The organism is Streptomyces sp. NPDC054770 (assembly GCF_053611985.1).
Window position 1 is genome coordinate 42,006 of record NZ_JBSHBL010000053.1, and the last position, 17,600, is coordinate 59,605.

Below are 17,600 nucleotides of genomic sequence, written 5' to 3' on the forward strand. Positions count from 1 at the left end.
CCGACCCTACCGGCCGGTCATATAGCGGTCAGCCGTGTCTCGGCTTTCGGTCACCTTTGCGAGGGGTGCCGACGGCAGGCCCGCCGGGCCGCCGCCGCGAGCACCGAAGGCAGGCCTTCCGGAGCAGCCGTCACGACGCCGGCCGCGGTGTCCGCCGGGCGGCCGCCGCCAGGCCGCAGCAGCACACCGCCCCCACCGCCCCGGCGCCCGCCACCGCGGCCCGTACCCCCACCGCCTCCGCGGCCACCCCCGCCAGCGTCATGCCGACCCCCTGCACGGTCATCAGCCCGGCGCTGAGCACCGTCATGGCCCGGCCGCGCAGCTCCTCCGGCACTGCCTGCACGAACCACTGGTCCAGACCCAGCGTGTACGCCGACCCGGCGCCCGCCGCCAGCAGGAGCAGCAGCGAGAGGACGAGGGACGGGTGCAGGGCATAGCCCAGGTACGGCAGCAGGGTGAGGCAGACCAGCGGGAGGGCGATCCGCTCCCGGGCGGCCGGGCCGAGCCGGGCGCCGGCATACAGCTCCCCGGCGACCGTGCCGACCGGCAGCGCGCACATCAGCAGCCCGAGCCCGGGGGATCCGGCGCCGAGCGCGTCGGCGTAGGGGGCGGCGAGCGCCTCGGGGACGACGGCGAACATCGCCGGGATCCAGAAGAGGAGCAGCAGGCGGCGGATGCGGCGGTCGGCGAACAGCTGCCGGGTGCCGCCGCGCTCCCGGGTACGGAGGCGGGCGGGGCGGTGCCGGGTGCCGAGGCGGAGCAGGACGGCCGAGGAGAGGAAGGTGCCGACGGTGATCAGCAGGGCGTGCCGCGGGGCGAGGACGGCGAGGAGCAGTCCGCCGAGGCCGTAGCCGGCCAGCAGCGCGCTCTGCGCGACGATCCGCAGCAGGGAGCGGCCGAGCACGAACAGCTCGCCGCCGCCGAGGACGTCGGAGAGGGTCGCCATCCGAGTGCCGGCGAACACCGGCGAGACGACGGCGAGCGCGCAGCGCAGCCCGAGCAGCACCCCGATGCCGGTGCCCGGGACCGCCATCACGGCGACGCACCCCGCGCACACCAGGTCGCACACCACCAGCACCCGGCGGGCCGGGTACCGGTCGGCGACCGGGGCCAGCAGCGTGCCGCCGACCAGGTAGGGCAGGAAGCCCAGCGCGAAGGTCAGGGCGCTGAGCAGCGGCGATCCCGTGAGGTCGTACACCAGTACGGTGAGCGCGATCTCGCTGACGATCACGCCGAGCATGGACAGCACATGGGCGGCGAAGACGGCACGGAACTCGGGCACGGCGAGGACCCGGCCGTAGCCGGCGGGTCGCTCCAGGGCAGGCGCGGACATGGACGGCAGCGTGCCCGCGCCACGGCCGGCCGCTTAGAGTTTCGGCACCAGCCGAATCTTCCGCCTCTCCGCCGGGGACCCCGCCATGCCCTCCCACCTCCACTTCGACGAGGACGACTTCCTCCGCTGCCGGTTCGCCGTGTCGCCGTTGTGGGAGACGCAGGAGGCGGTGCGCACGCTGCGGCGGCCGGACCGGCACGGCTACCACGCGCCCTGGCTGCGGCGGATCAGGGCGGCGGCGGCCGGTCTCGACCTGGCCCCGCTGTGGCTGCTGATGCCCCGGCGCGGTCACTCCCCCGACTGGCTGGTGCCGCCGCCGACCGGTCCGGCGGCCTCCGTGGCGGAGGAACTGGCGGCCCTGCGGGCGGTGGACCCGGAGACGGCCCGGGCCGACACCGCCCGCTCGCTCGCCGACACGCCGGGCGCGCTGGAGACGGCCACGGCCCGGGCCTGGCTGGCGGATCCGGCGCGCCTGGTCCGGGAGCTGACGGACGCGCTGGAGGCGGCCTGGCGGGTCCTGGTGGCGCCGGACTGGCCCCGGCTGCGCGCCCTGCTGGAGGCGGACATCGCCTTCCACTCCCGGCGGCTCGCGGAGGTCGGTCTGGGTGGGCTGCTGCCGGAGATCCACCGCCGGTGCGGCTGGCGGTCCGGAACGCTGACCGTGGCGTCGCCCGGCGCGTACGAGCGGCGGCTCGGCGGGCAGGGCCTGGTGCTGATGCCGAGCGTGTTCACCTGGCCGGACGTGATCAGCACCTTCGACCCGCCGGCCCGGCCCACGCTGGTCTACCCGGCCCGGGGCATCGGCGGCCTGTGGACCGACCCTGCCGACACCACGCCCGACACCCTGGTACGGCTGCTGGGCCGGGGCCGCGCCGCCGTCCTGGCCGCCCTGACCGAACCGGCCGGCACCGGTGCCCTCGCCCACCGGCTGCGGCTCGCCCCGTCCTCGGTCTCCGCGCACCTGGCGGTCCTGCGCGACGCGGGCCTGCTGACCTCCCACCGCTACGGCCATCAGGTGCTGTACGAACGGACCCCGCTGGGCATCGCGCTGGCGTCCGGGACACCGGGCGGCTGACCCCTACGGGGCGAGGTACTGCTCGACCGTCGCCACCTTGCTGGTGAGTCCGTCGGTGACGCCGGGACGGATGTCCGCCTTGAGGACCAGGGAGACGCGCGGGGCGCGCTCCTCGACGGCGGCGACGGCACGCCTGACGACGTCCATGACCTCGTCCCACTCGCCCTCGATCGAGGTGAACATGGCGTCGGTGCGGTTGGGCAGCCCCGACTCGCGGACCACCCGGACCGCGTCGGCGACGTACTCCCCCACGTCCTCGCCGACGCCGAGCGGCGTGACGGAAAAGGCGACGATCATGCCTTCACGGCCCCTTCCTGCTCCTGGCGGGCGCGGGAGGCGATGACCGCGTCCTCGGCCTCACGGCGCAGCTTGCGCTCGGCGAAGAAGCCGCCGGTCGGCAGGACGGAGAGGACGAAGTAGAAGGCGGCGGTCTTCGGGGACCACTTCGTGCGGTTCCAGGCGTCGGCCCAGAAGATCACGTAGAGGATGAACAGGACACCGTGGATCGCGCCCATCACGGGCACCGCGTTGAAGTCCGTGGTCCGCTTGAGCACCGAGCAGACGAGGAGGATCAGGAAGGAGACGGCCTCCGGGGCGGAGACCAGTCGGAGGCGGCGGATGGCGGTGGCGGTCTTGATGTCCACGAGTCACCTTCGGTGGGAGAGACGTCCACTCTTTGTGAACGCGAGCACAAACGTCCGGCCATTGTGGCAAAGGGGCTGCGCGGACCCGGCGCGGGGGTGGGAGGCAGAGCGAGCCCGAGGAGCGGCACCCCTAGGGGACGGATCCGGGGTGACGTCCACCCACGGGACCTGTCGCCGTCATCCGCCTGCGGCTACCTTCGCAGCGTGGCGATGTTCCGACTCCAGGGCAGCAAGGTGCTCGCCGTCGAGATGACCGGGGACGCCGTGAAGGCGAAGAACGGCTCGATGGTCGCGTACGACGGGCAGATGGCGTTCAAGAAGCTGAGCGGCGGCGGCGAGGGGCTGCGCGGGATGGTGACCCGGCGGCTCACCGGCGAGCAGATGACGGTGATGGAGGTGAAGGGGCACGGGACGTGCTGGTTCGCGGACCGGGCGTCCGAGATCAACCTGGTCGGCCTCCAGGGCGACAAGCTGTACGTCGAGTCCAGCAACCTGCTCGCGACCGACGCCGGCCTGCGCACCGGCACGACGTTCACGGGCCTGCGCGGCGCCTCCCAGGGCAATGGACTGTTCACCACCACGGTCGAGGGCCGCGGCCAGGCGGCGATCATGTCGGACGGCCCGGCGGTGGTGCTCAGAGTCAGCCCGCAGTACCCGCTGACCGTCGACCCGGGCGCCTACATCGCCCACCAGGGCAACCTCCGCCAGTCCTTCCAGTCGGGTGTGACCTTCCGCACGTTCCTCGGGGAAGGCGGCGGGGAGGCCTTCCAGATCCGGTTCGAGGGGGACGGCCTGGTGTACGTACAGCCGAGCGAGCGCAACACGATCGCGGGGGACGTCTGACATGGCCCTGCGCGAGGTGAACTCGAAGATGGTCGAGGCGACCGTCGTCCCCGGGCAGCGGCTGTTCAGCCAGCGCGGGGCGATGCTCGCGTACAAGGGCGAGGTGTCCTTCACGCCCAACATCCAGGGCGGCCAGGGCGGGCTGATGTCGATGCTCGGGCGCCGGGTGGCCGGCGAGGCGACCCCCCTGATGACGGTCGAGGGCAGCGGCACGGTCTTCTTCGGGCACGGCGGCCACCACGTCCACGTCATCACCCTCACCGGCGACACGCTCTACGTCGAGGCGGACCGGCTGCTCGCCTTCGAGGGCACGCTCCAGCAGGGGACGATGTTCATGGGCTCCCAGGGCGGCGTGATGGGCATGGTGCGCGGCCAGGTCACCGGCCAGGGCCTGTTCACCACCACCCTCAAGGGCCACGGCGCGGTCGCCGTGATGGCCCACGGCGGGGTCTTCGAGATCCCCGTCACTCCGCAGCGCCCGGTCCATGTCGACCCGCAGGCCTACGTCGCCCACCACGGCGACGTGCGCAACAAGCTGTCGTCCGCGCTCGGCTGGCGGGAGATGGTGGGCCGGGGCTCCGGCGAGGCGTTCCAGCTGGAGCTCAGCGGCAACGGCATGGTGTACGTGCAGGCGTCCGAGGAGAAGCTGTGAGCGCATACGGAGCCGCCGGAGCGGCCGGTCCGGTCGTGTACGACCCCATGACCCTCCCCGTCGACGACAACGTGAACAAGTACACCTTCTGCGTGGAGCTCAAGAGCGGCCAGTGGTTCCTGCAGAAGGGGAAGATGATCGCCTACTACGGCGCGATCGACTTCAACGGCATCGGACACGGCCGTTTGGACCGGCTTGTCCGTACGTCCTTCCATTCGCCTCTGCACGCGAGCGACTGGGTGGTGGCGGAGGGGTCGGGCAAGATGCTCCTCGCCGACCGGGCGTTCGATGTGAATTCGTACGACCTGGACGACGGCAACCTGACCATTCGCTCTGGCAACCTGCTCGCTTTTCAGCCAAGTCTCGCCCTGAAGCAATCAATCGTTCCCGGTTTTCTGACCCTTATCGGAACCGGAAAGTTTGTGGCCGCGTCCAACGGTCCGGTGGTGTTCATGGAACCCCCCATCCGGGTGGACCCGCAGGCACTGGTGGGGTGGGCCGACTGCCCCTCTCCCTGTCACCATTACGACCATGGGTACATGACCGGCGTGATGGGCGGTCTACGTGCACTGACAGGCCTCGGCGGGGCCTCCGGAGAGGAGCATCAGTTCGAGTTCGTAGGGGCCGGCACGGTCCTGCTCCAGTCCACCGAGACCCTGATGGCCGAGCAGCCCGCGGGAGCGGTTCCGCACCAGCCCGGAGTGCCCGGCGGAGGCGGCCCCTCCACAGGTCATTCACAACAACAGGGCACACCGCGCCTTCCCGGACAGCTGGGGGACCTCCAGCGTCGCTTCGGGCTGTGAGCGGTAGTCTGCGGAGTGTGACATCGAACGCGTGCGCACAGTCACACCACCCTCACTAGTTCGCCTTTCAACATTTTAGGTAGACTTGATTCATGGAGACCGAGACGGCCACGCGCTGGCTGACCGATGCGGAGCAGTGCGCCTGGCGCACCCACCTGGAGGTCAACAGGCTGTTGACGTACCAGCTCGAAAAGGATCTCCAGCCGTTCGGCCTGACGATGAACGACTACGAGATCCTGGTGAACCTGTCCGAGTCGGAGGACTACCGGATGCGGATGAGCGACCTCGCCTCCGCCACCCTCCAGTCCAAGAGCCGGCTGTCCCACCAGATCACCCGCATGGAGAACGCGAACCTGGTCCGCCGCGAGAACTGCGAGTCCGACCGCCGCGGACTGTATGCCGTCCTCACCGAGCACGGCATGGAGACGATGAAGAAGGTGGCGCCACATCATGTCGCCTCCGTGCGGCGGCACTTCATCGACCTGCTGTCGCCGGAGACACTCCTGGAGCTGGACAAGGGCCTCAAGCCGATCGCGGAGCACCTGCGGGGGCAGCGCGGGCGCCCGTGACGACAGACAGCAGCTGAAAGCGGCGGACGGGTGTTCAGGTCCCGTCCGCCGTTCGCTGCCTGCCGGGCGAAGCGCCCCGTCAGGCCCGCGGCCCGGAGACAGCCCGCACCCCGACGGCGGACACGACCGCGACACCTCCGGCCAGCGCGAAGCAGACCGCCACCGGCAGCCGCCCGGCCAGCAGCCCCGCCACGGCAGAACCTCCCGAGCTGCCGGCGTTGACAGCCGCGTTCACCCACGCGCCGGCCCGCGTCCGCTCCCCCTCCCCCGCCGACTCGTCGGCCAGCAGATACGCCGTCGTCAGGACCGGTGCCACGAACGCCCCGGCCACCGCCATGGCTCCGGCCAGCGCCCACATCCCGGGCGCGAACCCGGCGACCACCAGAACCACCCCCAGCCCCGCCGACAGCCACGCCAGCCGCTCCGCCGCGGGCCGACGCCACTCCACCACCCCGTTGAGCAGCCCTCCCGCCGCGCTGCCCGCCGAGAGCGCACCGAGCACCCAAGGGACGACCTGCGTGCTGTACGACCGCTGCTCCGCGAAGGCCATCACCAGCAGGTCGGCCGCGCTCAGCGCGAGCCCTAGGCCGGCGACCGCCACCACCGGCGCCGCCGGAAAGCGTCCGGGCGTGCGGCCGGTCTTCCGCTTCGGCGGCACCGCGCCCCGCACCGCCGGTGACACCACGAACGCACATGTGCCGGTGAGCATCAGCACCGCGCTCAGCAGCAGCCCGGCCGGGGGCGGCCCGAACCGCAGCAGCAGGCCCACCAGCGCCGGACCCGACACGTACAGCAGTTCCTCGGCGACCCCGTCCAGGCTGTACGCCCGTCGCAGCAGGGCGGGATCCTCGGCCAGGCGGCCCCACACCGCCCGCATGGTGGGGCCCAGCGGCGGCGCGCAGCAGCCCGCGAGCGTGACCGTGACGGCGAGCGCGACCGGCGGCCCGCCCGGGCGCCAGGTCAGGGCCGCCAGCAGGCAGAGCACGGAGCTGTACGCGGCTGCCATCGGAGGCAGGGCGCGGCGCGGGCCGTACCGGTCGACCAGGGCCGCGCGGACCGGCATCAGCACGACCGCAGAGCCGCCGAACAGTGCCATCACCAGCCCGGACAGGGCGTACGAGCCGGTCGCCCGGGTCACGGACAGCAGCACCGACAGCGAGACGGTGCCGTAGGCGAGGCGGGCCGTCAGGGCGGCCAGGAAGGTACGGCGCGCGTGCGGGACGCGCAGGACGGCGGCGTAGGAGGGCCGCTGGGCAGTTGAAGGGCGCGATGAAGTCAGCGCGGACATGGGTGAGTTCCTCGGGGAGAGGCGGAAGAGGGGACACCTGATCGCGCCACGGCACGGGGCGTTCACATGCCGGTGGCGGCGTCGGGTGCGCTCTTACGCCAAGGAGAGGAACATGCCGCCCAAGTTAGCAGCACGGACGGGGGGTGTCGCTTACCGGCGCCGGCCGGGTGCCGCTGCGCCCACCCGTGCCGCCCTGCGGCACGCCTGCCCGCAGCTGGGTAGCTGTACAGGAGCGGCTGGGCAGCGCCCCGCAAGGGGTGCGGGGCCCCAGCCGATATGCGGCTCCGCCGCGCGGGCGCGACCAGCCCCCACCGGCCCGCGGCCGGGGGACGATCCGGGCCCCGCGACGTCGGCCAGGCCAGGCGTCAGCCTTCCGTCAGGCCCGCCACCAGTTCGTCCGCCGCGCGGTAGGGGTCCAGTTCGCCGGCGACGATGCGTTCCGCGAGCGCGCCGAGATGGCGGTCTCCGTGGAGGTCGCCGATGCGTTCGCGCAGGGCCGTGACGGCGATGGTCTCGACCTCGCGGGAGGCGCGGGCCAGGCGGCGTTCCGTCAGGACACCTCGCTCCTCCATCCAGGCGCGGTGCTTCTCCAGGGCCTCCACCAGTTCGTCGATGCCCTCCGCACGGGCGGCGACCGTCTTGACGATGGGCGGGCGCCAGTCGCCTGGGCCGCGGGACTCGCCGAGGCCCAGCATGTGGTTCAGTTCGCGGGCCGTGGCGTCCGCGCCGTCGCGGTCGGCCTTGTTGACGACGTACACGTCGCCGATCTCGAGGATGCCGGCCTTCGCCGCCTGGATGCCGTCGCCCATGCCGGGGGCGAGCAGGACGACCGAGGTGTCGGCCTGGGAGGCGATCTCGACCTCGGACTGGCCGACGCCGACGGTCTCCACGAGGATCACGTCGCAGCCCGCCGCGTCCAGGACACGGATGGCCTGGGGGGCCGACCAGGCGAGTCCGCCCAGGTGGCCCCGGGTGGCCATCGAGCGGATGTAGACGCCGGGGTCCGAGGCGTGGTCGGACATGCGGACGCGGTCGCCCAGGAGGGCGCCCCCGGAGAACGGGGAGGACGGGTCGACGGCCAGCACGCCGACCCGTTTGCCCTGTTTGCGATAGGCGGTCACCAGCGCCGAGGTGGAGGTCGACTTGCCGACTCCCGGAGAGCCGGTCAGGCCTACCACGAAGGCGTTGCCCGTCAGCGGGGCCAGCGCCGCCATGACCTCCCTGAGCTGCGGGGACGCCCCCTCCACCAGGGAGATCAGGCGGGCCACCGCACGCGGTCGGCCCTCCCTGGCCTGGGTCACGAGCGAGGAGACGTCCTGCATCACAGCTCCGTTCACGAAGAGAAACTACTCAGGCCTTCGGTACCCGCACGATCAGTGCGTCACCCTGACCGCCGCCACCGCACAGCGCGGCCGCGCCGACCCCGCCGCCGCGGCGCTTGAGCTCCAGGGCCAGGTGCAGGACGAGCCGGGCGCCGGACATGCCGATGGGGTGGCCCAGGGCGATCGCACCACCGTTGACGTTCACCGTTTCGGTGGACACGCCGAGGTCCTTCATTGACTGCACGGCGACCGCGGCGAAGGCCTCGTTGATCTCGATGAGGTCGAGGTCGGAGACCTCCAGGCCCTCCTTCTTCAGCGCGTGCCGGATGGCGTTGGACGGCTGGGACTGCAGGGAGTTGTCCGGTCCCGCCACGTTGCCGTGCGCGCCGATCTCGGCGAGCCAGGTCAGCCCCAGCTCCTCGGCCTTGGCCTTGCTCATCACGACCACGGCCGCCGCGCCGTCCGAGATCTGCGAGGAGGAGCCGGCCGTGATCGTGCCGTCGCGGGTGAACGCCGGCCGCAGCTTGCCCAGCGACTCCGCCGTGGTGTCGCCGCGGATGCCCTCGTCCTTGCTGAAGACGACCGGCTCGCCCTTGCGCTGCGGGATCTCGACCGGGGTGATCTCGGCCTCGAAGACGCCGTTCTTCTGCGCGGCGGCGGCCCGCTGGTGGGACAGGGCCGCCACCGCGTCCTGCTCCTCGCGGCCGAGGCCGAGGCGGGTGTTGTGCTTCTCGGTCGACTCGCCCATCGGGATGTTCTCCCAGGCGTCGGTCAGGCCGTCGTACGCCATCGCGTCGAGCATCTCGACGGCGCCGTACTTGAAGCCCTCGCGGGACTTCGGGAGCAGGTGCGGGGCGTTGGTCATGGATTCCTGGCCGCCCGCGACCACGATGTCGAACTCGCCGGCCCGGATCAGCTGGTCGGCCAGGGCGATGGCGTCGAGGCCGGAGAGGCAGACCTTGTTGACGGTGAGCGCCGGGACGCTCATCGGGATGCCGGCCTTCACGGCGGCCTGGCGGGCCGGGATCTGCCCGGCGCCGGCCTGGAGCACCTGCCCCATGATCACGTACTGCACCTGGTCGCCCCCGATCCCCGCACGGTCGAGGGCGGCCTTGATCGCGAAGCCGCCGAGGTCGGCTCCGGAGAAGGACTTCAGCGAGCCCAGCAGTCGTCCCATGGGCGTCCGCGCGCCCGCGACGATCACCGAGGTGGTTCCAGAGGTTCCAGAGGTCATGAGCTGCGAATCCCCTTACCGGCTGCACTGCCGAGGAGTGAACGAGGGTTTACTTCGAATGTATTGCGTGGCACTCCGTGCCGTCATCGGGCCGTCAGTGTGATCGCTGGCACGTTGCGTAACCGTCGTCGTGGCGCTGCACTGAATCCATGCTGACGCGAATCGACCACATCGGGATCGCCTGCCACGACCTCGACGCGACCGTCGAGTTCTACAGGGCCACCTACGGCTTCGAGGTGTTCCACACCGAGGTCAACGAGGAGCAGGGCGTGCGCGAGGCCATGCTCAAGATCAACGAGACGTCCGACGGGGGTGCCTCCTACCTGCAGCTTCTGGAGCCGACCCGGGATGACTCGGCGGTCGGCAAGTGGCTCGCGAAGAACGGCGAGGGTGTGCACCACATCGCCTTCGGTACGGCGGACGTGGACGGCGACGCGGCCGACATCCGTTCCAAGGGCGTACGCGTTCTGTACGAGGAGCCACGGATCGGCTCCATGGGGTCGCGAATCACCTTCCTGCACCCGAAGGATTGCCACGGCGTACTGACAGAACTGGTCACTTCGGCGGCTGTTGAGTCACCTGAGCACTGACCCTCGTACATATGGGCCGGTAGGGTTGGGGGCGGTCGTCCCTTCGCAGGTTCGCAGGGCCGGGGCGGCCGCATGCCGGGGTCCGGGTTTCGGGGGACGAGCGTCGGGGCAGCAGCCCGTGCTCCGCCGTTGATCTGACACCATTCCCCGGGGGCCCCGTTCGGCGGATGGACGGAGCTCGTTCGGAAAAGGTTGCGACCAGGGGACGGATGGGACCGCGCAGTGCGGGGCTACGAGAGCCAGGAGCGAGAGCCGGCGGCTGACGTCGACCACCTCTCTCGGTTCGAGGCCGAGATGAAACGGCTGAAGACCGAGCGGGAAAAGGCGATCCAGCATGCCGAGGACCTCGGCTACCAGGTCGAGGTGCTGCGCGCCAAGTTGCACGAGGCGCGCCGCACCATCATGTCCCGGCCCGCGTTCGACGGCGGTGACATCGGCTACCACGCCGAGCAGCTGCTCCGTAACGCCCAGGTGCAGGCCGACCAGATCCGCCAGGAGGCGGAGCGGGTGGCCGCGGAGGCCCGGGCGCAGACCCAGCGGATCCTCCAGGAGCACGCCGAGCAGGCCTCGCGGCTCCAGGCCGAGCTGCACCAGGAGGCGGTGACCCGCCGCCAGCAGCTGGACCAGGAGCTGGCCGAGCGCCGGCAGACCGTCGAGTCGCACGTCAACGAGAACGTGGCATGGGCCGAGCAGCTGCGGGCGCGCACCGAGTCGCAGGCCCGCCGGCTGCTCGACGAGTCGCGGGCCGAGGCCGAGCAGGCCATGACCGCCGCCCGTACCGAGGCCCAGCGGCTGACCGACGAGGCCCGGCAGCGGCTGACCAATGACACCGAGGCGGCCCGCGGCGAGGCCGAGCAGATCCTGCTGCGCGCCCGCCGGGACGCCGAGCGGCTGCTGAACGCCGCGTCCACGCAGGCCCAGGAGGCCACCGACCACGCGGAGCAGCTGCGCAGCTCCACCGCGACGGAGTCGGACACGGCCCGTCGGCAGGCGGGCGAGCTGAGCCGGGCCGCCGAGGAGCGGATGGCGGAGGCCGAGGAGGCGCTGCGCAAGGCGCAGTCCGAGGCCGAGAAGCTGGTCACCGAGGCCGAGGCGAGCGCCACGAAGGCCCTCTCCAGCGCCGAGGCCACCAACCAGCAGCGCACCCAGACCGCCAAGGAGCAGGTCGCCCGGCTGGTCAGCGAGGCCACCAAGGAGGCGGAGGCCACCAAGGCGAGCGCCGAGCAGATCGTCGCGGACGCCAAGGCCGAGGCCGAGAAGATCACCGCGGAGGCCTCCGAGAAGGCCCGCAGCCTCACCGCCGAGGAGAGCGCCTCCCAGCTGGCGAAGGCCGCCAAGACCGCCGAGGACGTCCTGAACAGGGCGGCCGAGGAGGCCAAGCAGACCACCAAGGCCGCCGCCGAGGAGGCCGAGCGGATCCGCACCGAGGCGGAGACCGAGGCGGACCGGCTGCGCGCCGAGGCGCACGACATCGCCGAGCAGCTCAAGGGCACGGCGAAGGACGACACCAAGGAGTACCGCGCCAAGACGGTCGAGCTGCAGGAGGAGGCCCGCCGGCTGCGCGGCGAGGCCGAGCAGCTGCGGTCCGACGCGGTCGCCGAGGGCGAGTCGATCCGCGCCGAGGCCCGGCGCGAGGCCGTGCAGCAGATCGAGGAGGCGGCCAGGTCCGCCGAGGAGCTGCTCGCCAAGGCCAAGGCCGACGCCGACGAGCTGCGCCAGACCGCGACCACGGACAGCGAGAAGGTCCGCACCGAGGCCATCGAGCGCGCCACCACGCTGCGCCGGCAGGCCGAGGAGACCCTGGAGCGCACCCGGCAGGAGGCCGACCGGCACCGCGAGGAGGTCCTGGAGCAGTCCGAGGGGATCAAGGCGGACGCCGAGCGGGCCGCGGCCGAGCTGCGCGAGGAGACCGAGCGGGGCGTCGAGGCCCGACGCGCGGAGGCCGCCGGGGAGCTGACCCGGCTGCACACCGAGGCCGAGGACCGGCTCGCGAACGCCGAGCAGGCGCTGACCGAGGCGCGTGAGGAGGCCGGCCGGATCCGCCGGGAGGCCGGCGAGGAGACCGACCGGCTGCGCTCCGAGGCCGCCGAGCGGATCCGTACGCTCCAGCAGCAGGCCGAGACCGAGGCCGAGCGGCTGCGCGACGAGGCCGCCGCCGACGCGTCGGCTTCTCGCGCGGAGGGCGAGAGCATCGCCGTACGGCTGCGGTCCGAGGCCGCGGCCGAGGCGGAGCGGCTCAAGCAGGAGGCCCAGGACACCGCCGACCGGGTGCGTGCCGAGGCGCAGGCGGCCGCCGAGCGGCTGTCCACGGAGGCGTCCGAGACGCTGGCCGCCGCCCAGGAGGAGGCCACCCGCCGCCGCCGGGAGGCCGAGGAGCTGCTCGGTTCGGCGCGCGAGGAGGCCGGCCAGGAGCGGGATCGGGCCCGCGAGCAGAGCGAGGACCTGCTGGCCCAGGCGCGCAACCGCGTCGAGGAGGCGCAGGCCGAGGCGGTACGGCTGGTCGAGGAGGCGGACCGGCGGGCCACCGAGATGGTGTCGGCCGCCGAACTCCACGCCCAGCAGGTACGGGACTCGGTCTCCGGGCTGCATGAGCAGGCGCAGGAGGAGATCACCGGGCTGCGCTCGGCGGCCGAGCACGCCGCGGACCGTACCCGGCGGGAGGCCGAGGAGGAGTCGGACCGGGTCAGGGCCGACGCCTACGCCGAGCGGGAGCGGGCCAGCGAGGACGCGACCCGGATCCGGCGCGAGGCGGCCGAGGCGTCCGAGGCGGCGAAGGCCCTTGCCGAGCGGACCGTCGCCGACGCGATGACCGAGTCCGAGCGGCTGCGGTCCGAGGCGGCGGCGCACGCCCAGCGGGTGCGCACCGAGGCCTCCGACGCCATCGCCCAGGCCGACCAGGACGCCACGCGCACGCGTGCCGAGGCGCGCGAGGACGCCAACCGGATGCGTTCGGACGCGGCGACCCAGGCCGACACCCTCATCACCGAGTCGCGCAGCGAGGCCGAGCGGCTCCAGAACGAGACCATCGCCGAGGCCGACCGGGTCCGCGCCGACGCCATCGCCAAGGCGGAGAAGCTGATCGCGGACGCCTCCGGCGACGCGGAGCGGCTGCGTGCCGAGGCCGCCGAGACCGTCGGTTCCGCCCAGCTGCACGCCGACCGGACCCGCGCGGACGCCGAGCGGCTCAAGGCGGACGCGGAGGCGGCGGTCGAGCACCTGCTCAACTCCGCGCGCGAGGAGGCCGAGCGGACCCTCGACGAGGCCCGCAAGGACGCCAACAAGCGGCGCCAGGACGTGGCCGAGCAGGTCGACACGCTCATCAACGAGACGGCCGCCGAGGCCGACAAGCTGCTCACCGAGGCGCAGCAGCAGGCGATGAAGACCACCGCGGACGCCGAGTCGCAGGCCGACACCATGGTGGGCGCGGCCCGCAAGGAGGCCGACCGGCTGGTGTCCGAGGCCACGGTCGAGGGCAACTCGACGGTGGAGAAGGCCCGTACGGACGCGGACGAGCTGCTCGTCGGCGCCCGCCGGGACGCCACCGCCATAAGGGAGCGCGCGGAGGAGCTGCGCGACCGCATCACCACCGAGATCGAGGGGCTGCACGAGCGGGCCCGCCGCGAGGCCGCCGAGACCATGAAGTCCACCGGCGACCGCTGCGACGCGCTGATCAAGGCGTCCGAGGAGCAGCTGGCCAAGGCCCAGGCCAAGGCCAAGGACCTGGTCTCGGAGGCGAACTCCGAGGCGGGCAAGGTCCGGATCGCCGCCGTCAAGAAGGCCGAGGGGCTGCTCAAGGAGGCCGAGCAGAAGAAGGCCACGCTGGTCCGGGAGGCCGAGGAGCTCAAGGCCGAGGCGATCCGCGAGGCCCGGGCCACGGTCGAGGCCGGCAAGCGCGAGCTGGAGATCCTGGAGCGTCGGCGGGAGAACATCAACGGCGAGATCTCCCGTGTCCAGGACGTCCTGGAGGCGTTGGAATCCTTCGAGACCCCGTCGTCCGCCAAGGACGGCGGAGTCAAGGCGGGCAGTACGGTGGGCGCCCCCCGATCGGGTGGCAAGTCGTCAGAAGGCTAGAGACCTAGGCCGGTTCTGTAGTCTTCTGGGGCATTTAGCCGGACCTTTGGCAGAGGCTTTGGCAAGCGTTCTCACAGCCAGCCACCCAAAAGTGGTGTCATTCTCCAGATCAAACACGCATCCGCTCGATGACACACCGCATCGGCCCCTAGGATTCCACCTATCACCTCACCGGTCTCACTCGACAGGAAACCCATGAGCGACACTTCCCCCTACGGCTTCGAGCTTGTGCGGCGTGGGTACGACCGCGCTCAGGTGGACGAACGCATCTCCAAGCTCGTCTCCGACCGTGACAGTGCTCTCGCCCGCATCACCGCTCTGGAAAAGCGCATCGAGGAGCTCCACCTCGAAACGCAGAACGCCCAGGCCGCCGTGACCGACGCAGAGCCGTCGTACGCCGGTCTCGGCGCGCGTGTCGAGAAGATCCTCCGCCTCGCCGAGGAGGAGGCGAAGGACCTGCGCGAGGAGGCCCGGCGCGCCGCCGAGCAGCACCGCGAGCTCGCCGAGTCGGCGGCCCAGCAGGTACGCAACGACGCAGAATCGTTCGCTGCGGAGCGCAAGTCCAAGGCCGAGGACGAGGGCGTCCGGATCGTCGAGAAGGCCAAGAGCGACGCGTCGCAGCTGCGTGCCGAGGCCCAGAAGGACGCGCAGTCCAAGCGCGAGGAGGCGGACGCCCTCTTCGAGGAGACCCGTGCGAAGGCCGCTCAGGCCGCCGCCGACTTCGAGACGAACCTCGCGAAGCGCCGCGAGCAGTCCGAGCGTGACCTGGCGTCCCGCCAGCAGAAGGCGGAGAAGCGCCTCGCGGAGATCGAGCACCGCGCGGAGCAGCTGCGCCTGGAGGCCGAGAAGCTCCGCACGGACGCCGAGCGCCGCGCCCGCCAGACTGTGGAGACGGCGCAGCGTCAGGCCGAGGACATCGTCGCGGACGCGAACGCGAAGGCCGACCGGATCCGTTCGGAATCCGAGCGCGAGCTCGCCGCGCTGACGAACCGCCGCGACAGCATCAACGCCCAGCTGACCAACGTCCGCGAGATGCTGGCCACGCTGACCGGTGCCGCGGTGGCCGCCGCCAGCTCCCCGGCGGAGGACGAGCCGATCTCCCGCGGGGTTCCGGCCCAGCAGTCCCGGTGATCGTTAGCGACAACAAAGGCCCGCATTCCCTTCGGGGGTGCGGGCCTTCGTCGTGGGGTGCGGTGGGTTGTCCTCGGGGTGGCTGATCTTCGTTCCGACGGTGCGGGTGGTCGGTGGTTGCTCGCGCAGTTCCCCGCGCCCCTAGAAGAAGGGCACTGCGGCTGGCGCCCCTGAAAGGGGCGCGGGGAACTGCGCGATCGGCCCCCACGGCGCCGCACCCGGCCACGGCGCTCCGGTGGCAGCCCCCGTAGGGCGGTCTTAGCGTGGCCGCATGATCGAGCTGGCGGGCCTGACCAAGCGCTACGGAGACAAGACGGCGGTCGACGACCTCACGTTCACCGTCCGGCCCGGCATCGTGACCGGGTTCCTCGGGCCCAACGGTGCCGGGAAGTCCACCACCATGCGGATGATCCTCGGGCTCGACCACCCCACGGCCGGCCGGGTGCGGATCGACGGCAAGCGGTACGAGCAGCTCAAGGACCCGCTGACGTACATCGGGGCGCTGCTCGACGCCAAGGCCGTGCACGGCGGGCGCACCGCCTTCAACCACCTGCTGTGCCTCGCGCAGAGCAACGGGATCCCGAACGCGCGGGTGGCCGAGGTCCTCGACACCGTCGGGCTGACGGCGGTGGCGAAGAAGAAGGCCAAGGGCTTCTCGCTCGGGATGGGGCAGCGGCTCGGGATCGCGGGGGCGCTGCTCGGCGATCCGCGGATCCTGATGTTTGACGAACCGGTGAACGGGCTCGACCCCGAGGGCATCCACTGGATCCGGACCCTGATGAAATCGCTGGCCGCCCAGGGCCGGACCGTGTTCGTCTCCTCGCACCTCATGAGCGAGATGGCGCTGACCGCCGACCACCTCGTCGTCATCGGGCAGGGACGGCTGCTCGCCGACACCTCCATGGCGGAGTTCATCCGGACGAACTCACGGTCGTACGTCCGGGTCCGCTCCCCGCAGCGCGAGCGGCTGCTGGACGTGCTGCACGGGGCCGGGATCACCGTCGTCGAGACCGGGACCGGAGCCCTTGAGGTGGAGGGCGGGAAGGCCGAGCCGATCGGGGAGCTGGCCGCGCAGAACGGGATCGTGCTGCACGAGCTGAGCATCCAGCAGGCCTCGCTGGAGGAGGCGTTCATGCAACTGACGGCGGAGTCCGTGGAGTACCACGCGCACACCGACTCGCCCCCGGTGCCACAGGCCTGGGGCACCGGCTGGGACAAGGGGGCATGACATGGCCGTCGTCACTCAGGTCGTACGGTCCGAGTGGACCAAGATCCGGTCCGTCGCCTCGACGGTGTGGACCCTGTCCCTGGCCGTGGTGGTCACCGTGGCCCTCGGGACGCTGCTCTCCGCGCTGGCGAACAGCCAGTTCTCCAACATGCCCGCGCGCGAACGGCTCTCCTTCGACCCGACGAACATCAGCTTCGCCGGGATGACCCTGGGCCAGCTGGCGATGATCGTGTTCGGGGTGCTCGTCGTCTCCAACGAGTACAGCACCGGGATGATCAGGGTCTCGCTGGCCGCCGTGCCGCAGCGGGCCACCTTCCTGTTCAGCAAGATCGCGGTGGCGGCGGCCCTGGTGCTGGTGGTCGGCATGGTGACCAGCTTCGCCGCCTTCTTCCTCGGGCAGGCCATGCTCGGCTCCCACCGGGCCCACCTCGGCGACCCCGGGGTGCTGCGCGCGGTCGTCGGCGGCGGGCTCTACATGACCCTCATCGCGATGTTCTCCATGGGCGTGGCCGCGATGCTGCGCTCGCCGATGCTGTCGCTGGGCATCCTGATGCCGTTCTTCTTCCTGATCTCCAACATCCTCGGCAACGTCGACGCCACCAAGAAGATCGGCCGGTTCCTGCCGGACCAGGCGGGCAGCCACATCATGCAGGTGGTGCCGAGAGTCGGCGACGACGTCCCGTACGGGCCCTGGGGCGGGCTCGGGATCATGGGGCTGTGGGTGGTGGCCGCACTGGCCGGCGGGTACGTCCTGCTCAAGCGGCGCGACGCCCAGTGACCGCGTGGCGGGGGCCGTGGCAGTGGCCGTGGCCGTGGC

Annotated in this window: 16 protein-coding genes; 10 read left to right on the forward strand and 6 right to left on the reverse strand. The window is 71.9% G+C overall.

Annotation, left to right across the window (positions count from 1 at the left end; genetic code table 11):
- Positions 1–130: 130 nt before the first annotated feature.
- The gene (locus ACWGKQ_RS35470; protein WP_453296141.1) at positions 131–1,333 is read right to left on the reverse strand and encodes an MFS transporter; all 1,203 of its coding nucleotides are present in this window, start codon (positions 1,331–1,333) and stop codon (positions 131–133) included.
- A gap of 85 nt (positions 1,334–1,418) precedes the next feature.
- On the opposite strand from ACWGKQ_RS35470, the gene ACWGKQ_RS35475 reads away from it, so the two are divergent.
- Positions 1,419–2,408: a DUF5937 family protein gene (locus ACWGKQ_RS35475; RefSeq protein ID WP_453296142.1), complete on the forward strand. Its 990-nt coding sequence runs from the start codon at positions 1,419–1,421 to the stop codon at positions 2,406–2,408.
- 3 nt (positions 2,409–2,411) lie between these two features.
- Here the strand turns inward: ACWGKQ_RS35475 and ACWGKQ_RS35480 are convergent, their stop codons facing one another.
- Together ACWGKQ_RS35480 and ACWGKQ_RS35485 are read right to left on the reverse strand one after the other, a co-directional pair.
- Complete coding sequence (locus tag ACWGKQ_RS35480) at positions 2,412–2,705, reverse strand: MTH1187 family thiamine-binding protein (RefSeq protein WP_453296143.1); 294 nt, start codon at positions 2,703–2,705, stop codon at positions 2,412–2,414.
- A complete protein-coding gene (locus ACWGKQ_RS35485; RefSeq protein ID WP_453296144.1) occupies positions 2,702–3,052 on the reverse strand; it encodes a DUF3817 domain-containing protein in 351 nt (116 codons plus the stop codon). Before ACWGKQ_RS35485 ends, ACWGKQ_RS35480 begins: the two co-directional genes overlap by 4 nt.
- A gap of 210 nt (positions 3,053–3,262) precedes the next feature.
- Between ACWGKQ_RS35485 and ACWGKQ_RS35490 the strand changes: the two genes are divergently transcribed.
- The 4 genes from ACWGKQ_RS35490 to ACWGKQ_RS35505 all read left to right on the forward strand — a co-directional run bounded on the left by ACWGKQ_RS35490 (position 3,263) and on the right by ACWGKQ_RS35505 (position 5,919).
- A complete protein-coding gene (locus ACWGKQ_RS35490) occupies positions 3,263–3,895 on the forward strand; it encodes an AIM24 family protein (RefSeq protein ID WP_453296167.1) in 633 nt (210 codons plus the stop codon).
- A gap of 1 nt (position 3,896) precedes the next feature.
- Positions 3,897–4,547, forward strand: coding sequence for an AIM24 family protein (locus ACWGKQ_RS35495; protein ID WP_351494366.1), 651 nt, complete (start codon positions 3,897–3,899; stop codon positions 4,545–4,547).
- Positions 4,548–4,594: 47 nt separating this feature from the next.
- Positions 4,595–5,350 (forward strand): AIM24 family protein, encoded by a 756-nt coding sequence (locus tag ACWGKQ_RS35500; RefSeq protein ID WP_453296145.1) that lies wholly within the window; start codon positions 4,595–4,597, stop codon positions 5,348–5,350.
- A gap of 92 nt (positions 5,351–5,442) precedes the next feature.
- The gene (locus ACWGKQ_RS35505) at positions 5,443–5,919 is read left to right on the forward strand and encodes a MarR family winged helix-turn-helix transcriptional regulator (protein WP_453296146.1); all 477 of its coding nucleotides are present in this window, start codon (positions 5,443–5,445) and stop codon (positions 5,917–5,919) included.
- A 79-nt stretch (positions 5,920–5,998) separates the two neighbouring features.
- Here ACWGKQ_RS35505 and ACWGKQ_RS35510 read toward each other — a convergent pair whose 3' ends face one another.
- The 3 genes from ACWGKQ_RS35510 to ACWGKQ_RS35520 form a co-directional block, all read right to left on the reverse strand.
- Positions 5,999–7,207 (reverse strand): MFS transporter, encoded by a 1,209-nt coding sequence (locus ACWGKQ_RS35510; protein WP_453296147.1) that lies wholly within the window; start codon positions 7,205–7,207, stop codon positions 5,999–6,001.
- Between the two features lie 365 nt (positions 7,208–7,572).
- Positions 7,573–8,529 (reverse strand): methylmalonyl Co-A mutase-associated GTPase MeaB, encoded by a 957-nt coding sequence (gene meaB, locus ACWGKQ_RS35515; RefSeq protein WP_453296168.1) that lies wholly within the window; start codon positions 8,527–8,529, stop codon positions 7,573–7,575.
- A gap of 28 nt (positions 8,530–8,557) precedes the next feature.
- Positions 8,558–9,763, reverse strand: a complete 1,206-nt coding sequence (locus tag ACWGKQ_RS35520; RefSeq protein WP_453296148.1) for an acetyl-CoA C-acetyltransferase — start codon at positions 9,761–9,763, stop codon at positions 8,558–8,560.
- 149 nt (positions 9,764–9,912) lie between these two features.
- On the opposite strand from ACWGKQ_RS35520, the gene mce reads away from it, so the two are divergent.
- From mce to ACWGKQ_RS35545, 5 genes are all read left to right on the forward strand, one after another.
- Complete coding sequence (gene mce, locus ACWGKQ_RS35525) at positions 9,913–10,353, forward strand: methylmalonyl-CoA epimerase (protein ID WP_453296149.1); 441 nt, start codon at positions 9,913–9,915, stop codon at positions 10,351–10,353.
- Between the two features lie 222 nt (positions 10,354–10,575).
- Positions 10,576–14,424: a polarized growth protein Scy gene (gene scy, locus ACWGKQ_RS35530; RefSeq protein WP_453296150.1), complete on the forward strand. Its 3,849-nt coding sequence runs from the start codon at positions 10,576–10,578 to the stop codon at positions 14,422–14,424.
- A 195-nt stretch (positions 14,425–14,619) separates the two neighbouring features.
- Positions 14,620–15,555 (forward strand): cellulose-binding protein, encoded by a 936-nt coding sequence (locus tag ACWGKQ_RS35535; protein ID WP_453296151.1) that lies wholly within the window; start codon positions 14,620–14,622, stop codon positions 15,553–15,555.
- Positions 15,556–15,826: 271 nt separating this feature from the next.
- Entirely contained in the window at positions 15,827–16,783 is a 957-nt protein-coding gene (locus ACWGKQ_RS35540; protein WP_453296152.1) for an ABC transporter ATP-binding protein, read from the forward strand.
- Between the two features lies 1 nt (position 16,784).
- A complete protein-coding gene (locus ACWGKQ_RS35545) occupies positions 16,785–17,561 on the forward strand; it encodes an ABC transporter permease (RefSeq protein WP_453296153.1) in 777 nt (258 codons plus the stop codon).
- The last annotated feature ends 39 nt before the right edge of the window (positions 17,562–17,600 follow it).